The following is a 14648-nucleotide window of genomic DNA, read 5'->3' as shown; positions in this document are numbered from 1 at the left end:
CCTTAGGCCTCCTCAAGCTCCGTGACGAGCAATGACCGACGCTGCCGCGCGATGGTCTTGGTGTCGAGATCCGCCTCGAACCGCGGAGCATCGGCTGGATCATCGTCGAGTCCGAAGCCGTGGTCGACGTTCCAGCTGAGCCACACTTCGGCACCGACGTGCGCGGCCGGGCCGAAAGCCACGTTCTGGGCGAACACGACGAGTGTTCCGACGCCGGGAACGGCGACAAGGTACTGCGTGCTGACGCCGCTGAACGACACATCGATGACCTTGCCCGGGCCCATCGTATTGCGTCCGGCGTCGTAGGCCGGTTCGTCGGCGTGCAGGGTGAGTTTTTCGGGGCGCACACCGATCGTGACCTCGCCCGAGATTCGGTGCGCACGCTCAAGCGGCACCACGATCTTCTGCCCGGACACGTCGACCGCGATGGCGGTACTCGTGGTGGACACGACGGGGCCGGTGAACAGGTTGGACTGGCCGAGAAAGTTCGCCACGAAGGCGGTCTTGGGCAGTTCGTAGAGCTGCTGCGGTTCACCCATCTGCTCGATGCGCCCCTTGTTCATGACCGCGATGGTGTCGGCCATGGTCATGGCCTCCTCCTGGTCGTGGGTCACGTGCAGAAAAGTGAGGCCGACCTCCTCCTGGATGGTCTTCAACTCGAGCTGCATCTGGCGCCGCAGCTTGAGGTCGAGGGCCCCAAGCGGTTCGTCGAGCAGGAGCAATGCCGGCCGATTGACGATGGCGCGGGCCAGGGCCACGCGCTGCTGCTGACCGCCGGACAACTGCTGCGGTTTGCGGTGGGCCAGGTGGTCCAACTCAACCAGCAGCAGGGCCTCGTGCGCTTTGGCGACGGGGTCGCCGATCTTGCGGCGGCGGAGACCGAAGGCGACGTTCTCGAGCACGGTCATGTGCGGAAACAGGGCGTAGCTCTGGAACACGGTGTTGACCGGGCGCTGGAAGGATTTCTGATTGGTCACATCCGCTCCCCCGATCAGGATGCGGCCGCTCGTGGGCTCTTCGAGGCCGGCGACCAGACGCAGGGTGGTCGTCTTGCCGCAGCCCGAGGGGCCGAGCAGCGCGAAGAACGACCCGGCCGGAATGGTGAGGTTGAGATTTTCAATAGCGGTGAACCCGGGGAAACGTTTCTCGATGCCGACCAGCTCCAGGTCGGCGCCACGATCAGCGAACGCACCGATGACCATCAGGCTGCACCCAGCAGGATCGCTTGGAACTGAGCGTTGAAGGCCTGCTCCTCTGTGCCGTCGAGCCCCCGGAACACGTAGGCGTTGGCGAGGGTCGCGTCGTCGGGAAAGATCAACGGATCTTCGGCCAGCGTCGGGTCGATGGCCATCATGGCTTCTTTGGCACCGGCGACGGGGGTGATGTAGTTGACGTAGGCGGCGACCTCGGCGGCGACGGCCGGGTCGTAGTAGTAGTTGATGAGTTCTTCGACGTTCTTCTTGCCCGGCGAACCGATCGGCACGACGAAGTTATCGTTCCAGAGCGTTCCGCCCTTTTCGGGAACGATGAAGCCCCACTTGTCGCCATTTTCGGCGTTGAGCTGCACGATGTCGCCCGACCAGACGATCGCGGCCAGGGTGTCTTCGTTGGCGAGGTCTTCCTTGTAGGAGTTGCCCTTGATGTTGCGGATCTGGCCGTCGGAGACCTGCTTCTTGAATTCGTCGATGGCGGCGGTGAATTCCTTCTCGCCCCATTTTCCGGAGATGTCGACGCCGTGATCGAGCATGATCAAGCCCATGGTGTCGCGCATTTCGGAGAGTACGCCGACGCGGCCCTTCAGCTCGGGGACCCAGAGGTCTTCAACCGATTTGAGGCCCTGCGGGTACTTTTCCTTGTTCCAGGCCAGGCCAGCGAAACCGCCCTGCCAGGGGATGCTCATAGCCCGGCCCGGGTCGAAGTCGACGTTCTGCAGTGACGGCAGGAGATTGGAGAGGTTGGGGATATTGGCGTGGTCGAGTTCCTGGGTGTAGCCAAAACGGATCATGCGGCTGACCATCCAGTCGGTCAGGCAGGCAACATCGGCTCCGATGTCCTGGCCGAGGGCGAGCTGGTCTTTGACCTTGCCGTAGTACGAGTTGTTGTCGTCGACGGCTTCGGTGTACTTGACCGAGATGCCGGTTTGCGCTTTGAACGCGTCGAGGGTCGGGTAATTGCCGGCATCGTCGACGTCGATGTACAGCGCCCAGTTGTCCCAGCGGATGGTCTTGTCGGTGGCCGACGTGTCGGCCGCAGCGGTGGGCTTGGCCGCACCTCCGGTGGAGCACGCGGCGAGCGCGAGGGCTGTTGCACCGGCACCGGCACCGGCGAGGAGAGTTCGGCGACCCAGCTGCGCCTTCTGCGCCTGGCGAATGAGTTGGCGAATCATGGGATCGGCGGGCAGCGGCTTGGACTTCATCATGGTTCTCCTAGCATTCTGGGCACGCACACGGTCAGACTCGCTGCGTTGCGAGTTGGTCGATAATTGCACATATCGGTGGTGGAAACATCTAAAAGAGTTCAAAACATTGATCTTGCAACCGATTTGTCACGAAATCAGCACAAACTTGCAACATTCGCCCTCGAAATCGTCGGTGCGCCACGACTAGGGTGGTGGCGATGAGCCGCTGGACCTCGGCCGAGGAGCGCGCTTCGAGAGAGGAACACCATGAGGATCGCCATTCCCACCGAGATCAAGAACAATGAGTTTCGGGTCGCGATCACCCCGGCGGGGGTGTACGACCTCGTGCTGCACGGTCACGACGTGCTCGTGCAGTCCGGCGCGGGAGTCGGTTCCTCCATCAGCGATGAGCAGTATGTCGCGGCCGGCGCGACGATTCTGCCGGACGCAGCGAGCATCTGGGCGGCCGCCGACCTGCTGCTCAAGGTCAAGGAACCCGTCGACAGCGAGTACGGCTATTTTCGCGCCGACCTGGTGCTGTTCACCTACCTGCATCTCGCCGCAGAACCCGAGCTGACCCGGGCCCTGCTCGGCAGCGGAGTCACCGCGATCGCCTACGAGACCGTGCAGTTGCCCTCGCGGGCTCTGCCGTTGTTGGCGCCGATGAGTGAGGTCGCCGGCCGCCTCGCGCCGATCGTGGGGGCCAATGCCATGCTAAAGCCGAATGGCGGCCCCGGCCTGCTGGTGCCCGGCGTCCCTGGCACTCACCCGGCAAAGATCGCTGTGCTCGGCGGCGGGGTGGCCGGCACGGCCGCGATGCAGGTGTCGCTCGGGCTCGGCGCCGAGGTGACCGTGCTCGACACCAACCTGTTCCGGCTGCGCGAGATCGATGCCCTGCACTTCGGGCGGGTCAAAACCATCGCCTCGAACAGCTTTGAGATCGACAAGGCCGTCGTCGAAGCCGACCTGGTCATCGGTTCGGTTCTCATTCCAGGCGCCAAGGCCCCGAAACTGGTCAGTAACGAGCTCGTGTCGCGTATGAAGCCGGGCAGCGTGCTTGTGGATATCGCCGTCGACCAGGGCGGTTGCTTTGCCGACAGTCATCCCACCACGCACGCCGACCCCACCTTCACCGTGCACCGGTCGCTGTTCTACTGCGTCGCGAACATGCCCGGCGCGGTGCCGCACACCTCCACCTATGCTCTAACGAATGCGACCCTGCCCTACGTGCGCGCACTCGCGACGCTCGGCTGGGTCAATGCGTTGCGCGCGGATTCCGCCCTGGCCCAGGGGCTCAATACCTTCGCCGGGCGGCTGACCAGTGCCCCCGTGGCGCTCGCCCACGGGTTGCCACACCAGCCCGTCGCCGAAGTGCTGGTCTAATCGGGGAGCATCGCCCTGGTCACCTCGCCGTTCGGGTGCAACACCCAGACCCGCCCGCGCCCGGGCGCCAACGGCGGCGGTAACTCCCGGCGATGGCTGATCAGCCGAAAATCCGACAGGCTGCACCGGTCGAAGACCAGGCTGGCCGCCGTGTTGTTGGCCGTTGGAACCCGTAGCCGGGCCAGCAACGTCCAGTGCGTCTGCCAGGATTCGGCGTCACCGACGACGATCAGGTGACCGGCGGCGTCCGTCTGGCCTGCCTCTCCGGAAACTAGCAGAGCGGATGCCGCCGGCCCGCTTGTTCCCGCCAGTTCTAGAACCGGCGCGCCGAGGACGGTGCGCAGGCGGGTGGCGGCGCTCGTCGGCGACGATGACACGATCAGGAGCGGGCCACCAGTGGTCAGCGCATCAGGCAGCCTGGCTGGCGGTACGACCGGTGCCGCAGTCGGAGCCAGCAGTTGCACGCGCAGACCGCGCCAGACTCCCCCGCCCGGCGGCAGCGCGGCGGTATAGCTGGCCGATTGCCCACCGGCCGCGAGGTGGTCCTGCACGCTCGGCAGTTTCAACAGCAGGGAGCTCTGGCAGAGTGCAGCCAGCCCGGGAACCACGCTGGTGTGCCGTTGTACGGCAACAACGACGTTTACCCCCGCTGCCGGGCCGTCCCGCAGCAGGCCGACGAGCAGGTCGACGGCGGCGAGCCGGTGGTCGGGCTGCCAGCGAGCGCAGACGGAATCAAAATCGTCGAACAGTATCAACCGGGGTGAGCCCGCAGTCTGCTGCCCGGTTTCCACGCTGGTGCTGAAGCTCGCAAGGGTATCCCAGGCCGATTCGACGTCGGCGGTGACGAGGTGGACCCCGGTGTGAGTTTCGGCCGCACCGGCAACTGCCTCAGCCAGTGTGTGCAGCAGGGCGGATTTACCCGAACCGGCCCCGCCGACGACGAGCAGATGCCCGTCGACCTGGGGGTCGTAGGCGAACACGCGGTACCGTTGACGCTCGGGTTCGTCGAGCAACCCCAGCGGAAAGCCAGATGCCGCCGCCGCGCTCGCCAGGTCGGCCGCCGTGACCACCGGCGGGAGCGCATCGAGCCAAGGCCGCCTCGGGACGAATCCGCCCGCTGCCGACGGTGTCGACAATGCCGCGGCAGCGATGCCAGCGATGTCGAGTTCCCGGGTCGTCGCGACCTGGCAGAGCACCGGTTCTCCGGTTTCGGTGGCGATCAGGCACCGTCCAGGCTGATTCGGTGCCAATTCGGCCGCAGCATCCGTGCCGATCACCGCCTGGCTGTCGGCACGGTTGTTCACCCGCAAGGACAGGCGCAGGCTGCAGTTGGCCAGCAGGGCGTCTCGCACCACCCCGGCCGGTCGTTGGGTACAGAGGATGAGGTGCACACCGAGCGACCGTCCGCGCGCGGCAATGTCGACAAAGAGGGCGTGCAGCTCGGGAAACAGCCCGAGCATGGTGGCGAATTCATCGACGACAATGACCAGCCGGGGCAGCGGATGCGTCAGGCGCACGTCGGTCACGTCCCGTGCCCCGGCCGAACTGAGGGTGCGCTCCCGGTAGCGAAGTTCTGCTCCCAGGCTGGCCAGGGCCCGGGTCGCCGTGGCCGCGTCGAGGTCGGTGATGAGGCCAACGCAGTGCGGCAGCCGAGCCAGCGGTTGAAAAGCCGCGCCGCCCTTGAAATCGACCAGCAGAAAGTTCACCTGGCCCGGCGAATAGGTCGCGGCCAGAGCTGCCACCCAGGTGGTCAGGAGCTCGCTCTTGCCGCTGCCGGTAGTTCCGCCGACCACGGCGTGCGGCCCGGATCGCACCAGGTCAACGTGCACCGGCCCGTCTCGGCCGACACCGATCGGGCAGTCGAGGCTCGGCGGAGCTGTCCCGCCGGTGATTGCCGGGGCATCGGTACCGTCTTCGAGCAGTTCCGCCAGGGTGAGCGTGGTCGGGAGCGCCCCGGATTCCATTGCCATCCCGGCGGCACGGGCCTGCTCGGTGAGGGCCACCGCGAAGTCGATCGCCTCAGCTTGGGCGAGCAGCTCCGGGCAAAAGTCGAGGGGCGGCGCGCGATTGGGCGCACGAATGATCTGCGCCCTGGTCGGCCCAGCGATGCGCACGACCGTTCCGCAGCCTGGGGGCAGGTCCTCGAGCCGCGTTGCCACGGCCAGGAGCAGCCGCCCGCGATCGGGTTCGTCTCCCAGCGGATGCACGGAGGTGGCCGTTCGCAGCAGTAGCGTGAGCCGTCGCGGCGTTACTCCGGCCTGCGGCAGCTGCGCCGCCCAGGCCCAGTCGGTGGCCTGAGCGTCGGTGGTGATTGTGACGCCAAGGTCGGTCGGCGGCAGAGCGAAACACAGTTGCACGAGCACGGCGCGGGCAACGCCCGCTGCGAGCGGCATCGGTCCGACGATACCGAGTCCGGGCGTCAGGTCGACGACGACCGGAGCGCCGGTGACGGTCGAGGCCCACTCCCGAAGTTCCCGGTGCTCGTTTGGGGCGCTCGCACCGCCCAGTCGGATACCACTCGGGGCCGGGCCGACGCCCAGCGCGACAAGCGTGGCATCCGTTTGCCGCCAGCGCGCGGCAGCAGCACACCCCCGCACAATATTTCGGGCTGATGGGGTGTGCTGCCAGGCCTCGTCACGCCAGCGGGACTGGCGGTCGGTGATGACCGTACGCAGCAGCGCCAGGGCTTCGGCGTGAGCGGCCGATTCAGCCCGGCGGCGTTTGCCACCCGAGCGCTTGGAATCGAACATGCTGGCCACCGCGATGATCGGGCTGAGAACGGCGAAGATCAGCGCGAAAGCCGAGCCGGTGATCATCCAGATCAGCCCGGCAGCAACCAGGGGCGCCACGCTGGCGAGCAGGGGGAATCCCGCCGGAGGCAGACTAGCTGGCGCGGGTGGCAGCGCGAGGGTTTCATCGACGGTGGACACGCCACCAGCAGACCAGAATGCTGACCGAGGAAGATCCTCGACGGGGCTATCGGTGCACGATCGCAGGTGGTGCGTAGCTGTGGAGGAGGCGACTCAACTGATCGGCACTCAACTGATGCTGAAGGACTGGTCGGCGATCTCTACCCGGGTGCCGCGCGGAAGAACGTACCGTCGCCCCGGTTCGAGCGCCTCGGCCGTTTCACCGGGGCGGCGAATCACCGTGCCGTTGCCCGAGACGCGGTCGCTGACCCAGAACTCACCGTCGTGCTGGCCGAACTCGAGGTGAGTCTTGGAGACCGAGCGGTCGGCATCCGCTACCCGTATGAGTTCGTCGAAAATCTCATCGGGTTGGGCCAGGGGTTTACGGCCGATCAGGCCGGAGCCCTGCACGGATACTCGCTGGCCGGTGCTGAAGGTCAACACGAAGGTCGCCCGGGTCGGCATCACTGCGGCGGGGAGCGCGGCCCGTGATGCAGACGGTGCAGCGCTCACGACAGCCACGGCCCGCACCGGAGCCGGCACCTCAGCGGGAATCGATACGGAGATGACGACGGGCGCGCGCGGCAGGCGCGCAATGATCGTCGTGTCGTTCGGGCGAGGGTCCGGGCGCTTGCGCGATTCCACGGTGGCTGTGCGGGAACTGCCGCATTCGCCGCAGAACATGGCCCCGACTGGCAACCAGGCCCCGCAAATCTGACACGTCACGATCACTCGGCCTAGACCTTCTTGACCACGCTGGATTTGAGCTGCATGAATCCGAAACCATCGACCTTGCAGTCGATGTCGTGACCGTCGACCGGGTCAACGAGGCGAATGTTGCGCACCTTAGTTCCGACCTTGATCGACAACGCCTGGCCCTTGACCTTGAGGTCTTTGATGATCGACACGGTGTCACCGTCGGTCAGCACGGTTCCGAACGCGTCTTTGACCTGGGCTTCCTGCTCTTCCTCGACCGGCTCGTTCGACCACTCGTGGGCGCAGAGCGGGCACACCAGCAGGGCACCCATTTCGTAGGTCAGGTCGCTGGAACATTCAGGGCACTTGGGCAGGGTCTCATTCACTCGTTCCATAATACGCGACTGATGCTTTGCGACTATCGGCGGCCGACCCGCACGCGCCAGAGCCGCCCGGCGACGATGGCCGCAGCGACCATGACCATCAGCGGAATGTAGGCGACGACAGAGGAGGCTTCCCAGCCGATCCCAATTCCGGAATCCCGGTTAAACGCCGATACCGGCAGCCCGAGAAAGTACGACTCGGCCGACTCGGCTCCGCTGTCCAGTAGGGCCGAGAGCATACCGGCCGTGTAGGTGAAGGCCAGGGTCCACCAGAGCAGCAGCAGGCCGGTGAACCAATAGATCGCCCGATTCCAGGAGGGCCGGCTGCCGCGGCCGGTTTCGGCGAAACTTCGGGCCAGGGTGCGGGGTGAGCCGAGCGAGTCGAGGGCAGCGTCGATGCCGCGGGCTGCGGCATCCACCGTGATGTTGTCGCGAATCTCGCGCAGGATCGATCGGCGCTCGCGCGACGACAGGGACTCTTCCAGCCAGAGGTCGAGCCGGAACAAATAGGACTCGCGTCGACGCCAGACTCCGAAGGAAGATCTGGCCTCGATGGTTTGCGTGTTCATTTCTGATCCTCTCCGGCTAAGGCTTCTGTGGGGGTGACGCCGAGGCCCGTCTGCACGATCGCCGTCAGGGAGTGCCAGCGCGCCGTGGCGAGCACGAGGGCCGCCTCCCCCGCCGCGCTCAGCGAGTAATACTTGCGCGCCGGGCCCGCAGTGGATGCCACCAGGCGGCTGGTGAGCGAGCCGTCCTGTTCCAGGCGCGACAGCACCGGATAGACCGTGCCGGTCGCGAGGTCTCGAAGGCCGATGTTCTGCAGCCGAACAACGAGTTCGTAACCGTACGACTCGGCAGACTGCAGCTGGCTCAGAATGAGCATGGGCAGCACCCCACGCAGGGACTGCGCGTCTTGTGGCACGGCCGGAGTACTCGGTGGCTGGGCCATAGCTACTACCTTACGACAGGTAGTAGGTAATGCCTAATAGCTGCGCACGCCCGCTAACGCGCTGTGCTCACCTCAGGTCTCTGGCACCTCGTAGGGCTCGACCGCGAGCACATCGACCACGATTGCGGTGACATTGTCGCGACCGCCATTGTCGAGGGCCGCCTCAACCATCGCGGCGACGGCATCCGCTGCCAGCTTCTTCTCGAGCAGGAAATGCCGGATGCCGTAGGACGTGAGCTCCTTAGTGAGCCCGTCGGAGCAGACCAGAATGCGCATGCCGGCCTGAATCGGCAGGATGCGGTAGTCGGGAATCGGTGGTTCGTGAAAGCCGACGGCGCGCGTGATGATGTTGCCGTGCGGGTGAACGTCGGCCTCTTCCCGGGTGATGCGCCCAGCGTCGACGAGTTCCTGCACGACCGAGTGGTCATTCGTGACCTGCTCGAGCACACCGTCAGTCAGCTGGTACACCCGAGAGTCACCGATGTTGTAGACGATCCAGCTGACCGCATCCGAGACCAGGGCCAACGCGACACCGGTCACCGTGGTTCCGGTGCCCTGGTCGGTGACGCCGACCCCCTGCGCCATATCCTCGACCGCGAGCGCGAGCGCCCGGTCGATCGAACCGGCCTCGGCCACGAGGGTTCCGGAAAGTTCGGCGAGCCGGGTCACCACGGCAGCGCTGGCGACGTCACCGGCCGAGTGACCGCCCATGCCGTCAGCGACGGCGAACAGCGGCGGTAGGGCGAGCAGGCTGTCTTCGTTCACCTCACGGCGATGACCGACATCGGTCAGGACTGCCCACGCCAGCGTTAACGTCGTTGCAACGCTGGGCAGTTCGACACGAAATTCGGTCGAACCTTGACCTATCTGGGTCACGGGTGGTGCCTTCCGAGTGTGGTTCCAACGTTCGCCGAAGGACTTGGACCATAATAACGTCACCGCTTGGCGCCACCGCACCGCCTAGTGTCCGATGTAGCTCATCACGTGCTTGATCCGGGTGTAATCCTCGAACCCGTACATCGAGAGGTCCTTGCCATAGCCGGAGTGTTTGAAACCGCCGTGTGGCATCTCGGCGACGATGGGGATGTGTGTGTTGATCCAGACGCAACCGAAGTCCAGATGCTTGGCGAAACGCATCGCACGACCGTGATCGCGCGTCCACACCGACGAGGCCAGACCGTACTGCACGTCGTTCGCCCAACGCAACGCCTCGGACTCATCGGTGAAGCGCTGCACGGTCATCATCGGGCCGAAGATCTCCTGCTGCACCGCCTCATCCGTCTGCTTGAGGCCACTGACAATGGTCGCTTCATGAAAATACCCGGTGCTCCCGACCCGGTGTCCGCCGAGTTCGAGCACGGCGTGGTCGGGCAGCCGGTCGATGAAGCCGGACACCTGGGCGAGCTGGTTGACATTGTTGACCGGTCCGAACAGGATTCCCTGCTCGCTCGGGGCACCCGTACGGGCATTATCCCTGGCATAGGCGGCGAGCGCTGCGACGAATTCGTCGTGGATGCCGCCCTGCACGAGCAACCGGGTAGCCGCGGTGCAGTCTTGGCCGGCGTTGAAGAAGCCGGCGGCGACGATCCCGGCAACGGCGAGCTCGATATCGGCGTCGTCAAACACGATCACCGGCGCCTTGCCGCCCAATTCCAGGTGCACCCGCTTGAGGTCGTGTGACGCAGCCTCCGCAACGGCCATTCCGGCTCGCACCGAACCGGTGATCGAGACGAGTTGCGGGATCTTGTGATCGACCATCGCGGCACCGGTGGCGCGGTCCCCGGTGATCACGTTGAGCACGCCGGCCGGCAAAAATTCCGCCGCGACCTCGGCGAGCAGCAGCGTCGCACTCGGGGTGGTGTCCGAGGGCTTGAGCACAGTGGTATTACCGGCGGCGAGCGCGGGCGCGAACTTCCAGACCGCCATGTTCAACGGGTAATTCCACGGAGTGACCTGGCCGACGACACCGATCGGCTCACGCCGAATGAACGAGGTGTGGTCCGTCATATACTCGCCGGCCGCACGCCCTTCGAGGTTGCGCGCGGCGCCGGCGAAGAAGCGAATCTGGTCGACCGAAAGCAAAATCTCGTCGTCCACCAGGGTCGAGCGCGGCTTGCCGGTATCGAGCGACTCGGCATCGGCGAATTCCTCGGCACGCGCCTCAATCGCGTCCGCTATGCGAAACAGCGCGAGCTGCCGCACGGCCGGGGTACTCTCGCCCCAGATTTCAAAAGCGGATGCCGCGGCCCGGTAGGCCGTATCAACATCTGCCGCGGTCGACACCGGGCTGCTTCCGTAGATCGCTTCGGTAGCAGGGTCGATGAGGTCGAACCGATCCGTCGCGGTGGAGTCGACGTACCGGCCGTTGATAAAGTTACGTAGTTCGGGGGCACTCATGCGGCCCAGTGTACCTATTTCAATGTGAGATGCACCCAGATTCACAAATGAAATCCGCAGTGATTTGCATAATGTGCGACGGATTCGCTTGCCGAAGTGCATTTTGACTGACACAATCGATGCATGAATGGACAAAAGCGCGGTCACTCGCCCAAGCTGGCCCAGCTCGACGATGTGTCGAAAAAGATCATCGAACAGCTGCAGGCCGACGGACGTCGGTCGTACGCAGAGATCGGCAAAGCCGTCGGTCTCAGCGAGGCGGCCGTGCGTCAACGGGTGCAGAAGCTCACTGACTCGGGCGTCATGCAGGTCGTCGCCGTGACGGACCCGATGCAGCTGGGCTTCTTTCGCCAGGCCATGATCGGAATTCGCGCGTCGGCCGATACCCGCATACTGGCCGAGCAGCTGGCCGAGATCGATGCCGTGGACTACGTCGTGCTCACGGCCGGCACCTTTGACATTCTTGCCGAGGTCGTCTGCGAAGACGACGACGAACTGCTCGAACTGCTCAACTCCAAGATCCGCAATCTCGATGGAGTCCTCTCCACCGAGACGTTCGTTTATCTCAAACTCCACAAACAGTTCTATAACTGGGGAACACGGTAAAAAAATGACTCTCACCACACCCATCGATTCACCGACCGCGTACAGCGACGCGCACAACGCCGAGCTGCAGCAAAAGGCCAAGGATCACCTCTGGATGCACTTCTCCCGTCAGTCGGTGATGGAATCCGGCGCTGGAGTTCCCATCATCGTCAAGGGCCAGGGCCATCAGATCTGGGATTCCAAGGGCAAGAAGTACATCGACGGCCTGAGCGGTCTGTTCACGGTCAACGCCGGCCACGGCCGCAAGCGTCTCGCCGAGGTCGCCGCCAAGCAGGCCGAAGAACTCGCCTTCTTCCCGATCTGGTCCTACGCCCACCCGAACGCGATCGAACTCGCCGACCGGCTCGCCAGCTACGCCCCGGGTGACCTCAACCGCGTGTTCTACTCCACCGGGGGCGGTGAAGCCGTGGAGACCGCATTCAAGCTCGCCAAGTACTACTGGAAGCTGATGGGGCGCCCGACCAAGCACAAGGTCATCTCCCGTAACGTTGCCTACCACGGCACCCCGCAGGGAGCGCTGGCCATCACCGGCATCCCGGCGATGAAGGAGATGTTCGAACCGGTCACCCCGGGCGGTTTTCGCGTTCCCAACACAAACTTCTATCGGGCCGACGAGATGAGCCCTGGCCTCGGCCTCGGCAACAACCTCGAGGTGTTCGGCCAATGGGCCGCGAACCGCATCGAAGAGATGATTGAGTTCGAGGGCCCCGAAACCGTTGCGGCTGTCTTCCTGGAGCCGGTACAGAACTCCGGCGGCTGCTTCCCGCCGCCCCCCGGCTACTTCAAGCGCGTGCGAGAAATCTGCGACAAGTACGACGTGCTCCTGGTCGCCGACGAGGTCATCACAGCATTCGGCCGCATCGGCAACATGTTCGCCTCGACGACCTATGACATCCAGCCCGACATGATCACCTGTGCCAAGGGCATGACCAGCGGATACTCGCCCATCGGCGCGACCATCGTCAGCGACCGCATCTACGAACCGTTCAAACACGGCGACACGACGTTCTACCACGGCTACACCTTCGGCGGCCACCCGGTCTCCTCGGCGGTTGCCCTGGCCAACCTCGACATCTTCGAAGAGGAAAAGCTCAACGAGAACGTTCGCGAGAATTCGCCGCTGTTCCGCAAGGAACTGGAGAAATTGCTCGACCTGCCGATCGTCGGTGACGTGCGTGGTGCCGGTTACTTCTTCGGCATCGAACTGGTCAAGGACAAAGGCACCAAGGAAACCTTCAACGACGAAGAGTCCGAGCGTCTGCTGCGCGGGTACCTGTCGAAGGCGCTCTACGAAGCCGGCCTGTACTGCCGCGCCGACGACCGCGGCGACCCGGTCATCCAACTCGCTCCCCCGCTGACCGTGGGCCCAACGGAATTCGCCGAGATCGGCGAGATTCTGCACGGCGTGCTGTCGGAGGCTCCGAAGTACATCTAGTGCGCCTCGCAACCGGCGGCCTGGTCTGGCATTCAAACGGATGCGAGACCGGGTCAGGTCGTGCTGCACCCGCGTCATCCGTCAGCTGCCCGCGCGTCGTCATCGTCGGCGTCGTCGTACTCCTCGTTCTCGCCTTCGAAGAACCACACGGCATCGTCGCTGAGCGCAGCGTCTTCGCCGAAGTCCTCATCGTTTTCGTAGCCCTCGCCCGCCGCGTCGTCGTCGTCACCGCGCGGCACTGCGAACGCCCATTCCGGCAGATGCCCAGACGTGAGCAGCAGGTTAAGCAGGGTGGCCATGCTGTACTGCGAGTCGATGGCGAGTGCCTGGTCGACGAAGAATCCGGCCACAGACCCACTGCCGAGCGCCCAGGACAGCCACGCCAGCATGCACAGCGGCGCCGGTCTCGCCGAACGCGGCGCCATGGCGACGACGGTGCGGAGCAGGGTGATCGCGATGCGAATGCGGTCTACGTCGGGTCGTTCCGTCTGCAGGCCGAGCATGATGTCACCGGTGTGTTCGGCGGTTGGGTCGCCCGAGTCGATCTCTGCGGCCACCAGGTCGTCAAGGCTTCGCCCGGTTTCGTACTGGAGCTGCGCGTACCGCCGGTTGATTTCGTGGGCGCGCACGCCTTCCTCACGCCCGAACGCGAATTGCACCATGATCTGGTCGCGGTTCGGCGGGGACTGCACGAGCACGAGCAGCGCTGCGGCGTTTTCCTCGGTGGGTGGGTTCGGCCAGGTCAGCGCGTCCTCGGCAATCGCTACCGGGTCGAGCGCAACGCTGAGGGCGGCGAACAGCTGCGGAGTGTTCTCGCCCCGCGCGAGCAGATGCCGATACCGCCGGTAGAGGCGGGCCAGGCGTTCCTTGGTCGCCAGGTTGACACCGATCGGGTCAGCGCCGGTCTGCAGTGTGCCCAGCGGGCGTGGCAAGTCGGGCGCGGCCTCCGGGGGCACCGCCTCGAAAATCGGTGACTCCGTGATATCGCTGAGTGGGTGCCCGGCGGCCGGGCAGTCCGGGTCGAGGTAGCTGCCCCAGGCATCCGCTGCAACGCACAGGGAATCACGCAGCAGAAATCCGCTCAGCTCGAGTCGCCGATTCAGAATCTCGGCGAACTGTTCGCGCGGAATGCCGACTGCATCGTTGAAGGAATCATCGGTGTAGATCACCGGGACGACGGCGTCGACTCCGGGGATCTTGCACAGCATTCCGGCGAGGGTCGTCGCAATGCGCTTGTATACCTTGTGGGGTGCGCCGTCGTCGGGCAGGTTGAAACGCAGCGCGCCGCAGGTGCGGTTGCCACGAAACGCCACCAGAACGGCGCTGGACTCGGCAACGAAACCGAGCAGCTGGGGAACGAGTGCCAGAAAGTCCTGAGCCTTCTGGGCTTTGACAATGGTGGGATGCATGCCGCCACTGTGCCAGCGCGGTCCGCACCGCCGCCGGTGCCTGCCCGAATCTGGGGATGACACGGGCAGGCGACGGGTTGGGG

The 14648-nt window shown here is 65.0% G+C and carries 13 protein-coding genes; 3 read left to right on the top strand and 10 right to left on the bottom strand.

Going from position 1 to position 14648, the window contains the following annotated elements; genetic code table 11:
- Positions 1-2 precede the first annotated feature (2 nt).
- Together E3T35_RS15650 and E3T35_RS15645 are read right to left on the bottom strand one after the other, a co-directional pair.
- Positions 3-1202 carry an ABC transporter ATP-binding protein gene (locus tag E3T35_RS15650; RefSeq protein WP_134345999.1) on the bottom strand — a complete coding sequence of 400 codons (1200 nt, stop codon included), beginning with the start codon at positions 1200-1202 and terminating at the stop codon, positions 3-5.
- Positions 1202-2416, bottom strand: coding sequence for a PotD/PotF family extracellular solute-binding protein (locus tag E3T35_RS15645; protein WP_134380124.1), 1215 nt, complete (start codon positions 2414-2416; stop codon positions 1202-1204). Before E3T35_RS15645 ends, E3T35_RS15650 begins: the two co-directional genes overlap by 1 nt.
- A gap of 249 nt (positions 2417-2665) precedes the next feature.
- On the opposite strand from E3T35_RS15645, the gene ald reads away from it, so the two are divergent.
- A complete protein-coding gene (ald, locus tag E3T35_RS15640) occupies positions 2666-3781 on the top strand; it encodes an alanine dehydrogenase (protein WP_134345997.1) in 1116 nt (371 codons plus the stop codon).
- Here the strand turns inward: ald and E3T35_RS15635 are convergent.
- The 7 genes from E3T35_RS15635 to E3T35_RS15605 form a co-directional block, all read right to left on the bottom strand.
- Positions 3778-6711, bottom strand: a complete 2934-nt coding sequence (locus E3T35_RS15635; protein ID WP_134379994.1) for an FtsK/SpoIIIE domain-containing protein — start codon at positions 6709-6711, stop codon at positions 3778-3780. The genes ald and E3T35_RS15635 overlap by 4 nt on opposite strands.
- A gap of 108 nt (positions 6712-6819) precedes the next feature.
- Positions 6820-7335 carry an FHA domain-containing protein gene (locus tag E3T35_RS15630; RefSeq protein ID WP_241988887.1) on the bottom strand — a complete coding sequence of 172 codons (516 nt, stop codon included), beginning with the start codon at positions 7333-7335 and terminating at the stop codon, positions 6820-6822.
- Between the two features lie 92 nt (positions 7336-7427).
- A complete protein-coding gene (locus E3T35_RS15625) occupies positions 7428-7781 on the bottom strand; it encodes a zinc ribbon domain-containing protein YjdM (RefSeq protein ID WP_134345993.1) in 354 nt (117 codons plus the stop codon).
- Positions 7782-7804: 23 nt separating this feature from the next.
- Positions 7805-8338 (bottom strand): hypothetical protein, encoded by a 534-nt coding sequence (locus E3T35_RS15620; protein WP_134379992.1) that lies wholly within the window; start codon positions 8336-8338, stop codon positions 7805-7807.
- Positions 8335-8718: a PadR family transcriptional regulator gene (locus E3T35_RS15615; protein ID WP_134379990.1), complete on the bottom strand. Its 384-nt coding sequence runs from the start codon at positions 8716-8718 to the stop codon at positions 8335-8337. Before E3T35_RS15615 ends, E3T35_RS15620 begins: the two co-directional genes overlap by 4 nt.
- A gap of 72 nt (positions 8719-8790) precedes the next feature.
- Positions 8791-9594 (bottom strand): PP2C family serine/threonine-protein phosphatase, encoded by an 804-nt coding sequence (locus E3T35_RS15610; RefSeq protein ID WP_369831299.1) that lies wholly within the window; start codon positions 9592-9594, stop codon positions 8791-8793.
- Positions 9595-9678: 84 nt separating this feature from the next.
- Positions 9679-11115, bottom strand: coding sequence for a gamma-aminobutyraldehyde dehydrogenase (locus E3T35_RS15605; protein WP_134345990.1), 1437 nt, complete (start codon positions 11113-11115; stop codon positions 9679-9681).
- A gap of 123 nt (positions 11116-11238) precedes the next feature.
- On the opposite strand from E3T35_RS15605, the gene E3T35_RS15600 reads away from it, so the two are divergent.
- Both E3T35_RS15600 and E3T35_RS15595 read left to right on the top strand, forming a co-directional pair.
- Positions 11239-11721 (top strand): Lrp/AsnC family transcriptional regulator, encoded by a 483-nt coding sequence (locus E3T35_RS15600; RefSeq protein WP_134345988.1) that lies wholly within the window; start codon positions 11239-11241, stop codon positions 11719-11721.
- A 4-nt stretch (positions 11722-11725) separates the two neighbouring features.
- Positions 11726-13156 (top strand): aspartate aminotransferase family protein, encoded by a 1431-nt coding sequence (locus E3T35_RS15595; RefSeq protein WP_134345986.1) that lies wholly within the window; start codon positions 11726-11728, stop codon positions 13154-13156.
- 74 nt (positions 13157-13230) lie between these two features.
- Here the strand turns inward: E3T35_RS15595 and E3T35_RS15590 are convergent, their stop codons facing one another.
- Entirely contained in the window at positions 13231-14565 is a 1335-nt protein-coding gene (locus E3T35_RS15590; RefSeq protein ID WP_134345984.1) for a DUF4192 domain-containing protein, read from the bottom strand.
- Between the last annotated feature and the right edge of the window lie 83 nt (positions 14566-14648).

The sequence above is a fragment of the Cryobacterium sp. TMT1-2-2 genome, from assembly GCF_004403505.1.
GTDB classification, from domain to species: domain Bacteria; phylum Actinomycetota; class Actinomycetes; order Actinomycetales; family Microbacteriaceae; genus Cryobacterium; species Cryobacterium flavum.
This window is presented reverse-complemented; position numbering and strand designations above follow the sequence as displayed.

What these genes read in the sequence shown, in the direction of transcription:
- E3T35_RS15650 (WP_134345999.1), bottom strand. Translation starts at nt 1,202, where the DNA reads ATGGTCATCGGTGCGTTCGCTGATCGTGGCGCCGACCTGGAGCTGGTC.
- E3T35_RS15645 (WP_134380124.1), bottom strand. Translation starts at nt 2,416, where the DNA reads ATGAAGTCCAAGCCGCTGCCCGCCGATCCCATGATTCGCCAACTCATT.
- ald (WP_134345997.1), top strand. Translation starts at nt 2,666, where the DNA reads ATGAGGATCGCCATTCCCACCGAGATCAAGAACAATGAGTTTCGGGTC.
- E3T35_RS15625 (WP_134345993.1), bottom strand. Translation starts at nt 7,781, where the DNA reads ATGGAACGAGTGAATGAGACCCTGCCCAAGTGCCCTGAATGTTCCAGC.
- E3T35_RS15620 (WP_134379992.1), bottom strand. Translation starts at nt 8,338, where the DNA reads ATGAACACGCAAACCATCGAGGCCAGATCTTCCTTCGGAGTCTGGCGT.
- E3T35_RS15615 (WP_134379990.1), bottom strand. Translation starts at nt 8,718, where the DNA reads ATGGCCCAGCCACCGAGTACTCCGGCCGTGCCACAAGACGCGCAGTCC.
- E3T35_RS15605 (WP_134345990.1), bottom strand. Translation starts at nt 11,115, where the DNA reads ATGAGTGCCCCCGAACTACGTAACTTTATCAACGGCCGGTACGTCGAC.
- E3T35_RS15600 (WP_134345988.1), top strand. Translation starts at nt 11,239, where the DNA reads ATGAATGGACAAAAGCGCGGTCACTCGCCCAAGCTGGCCCAGCTCGAC.
- E3T35_RS15595 (WP_134345986.1), top strand. Translation starts at nt 11,726, where the DNA reads ATGACTCTCACCACACCCATCGATTCACCGACCGCGTACAGCGACGCG.
- E3T35_RS15590 (WP_134345984.1), bottom strand. Translation starts at nt 14,565, where the DNA reads ATGCATCCCACCATTGTCAAAGCCCAGAAGGCTCAGGACTTTCTGGCA.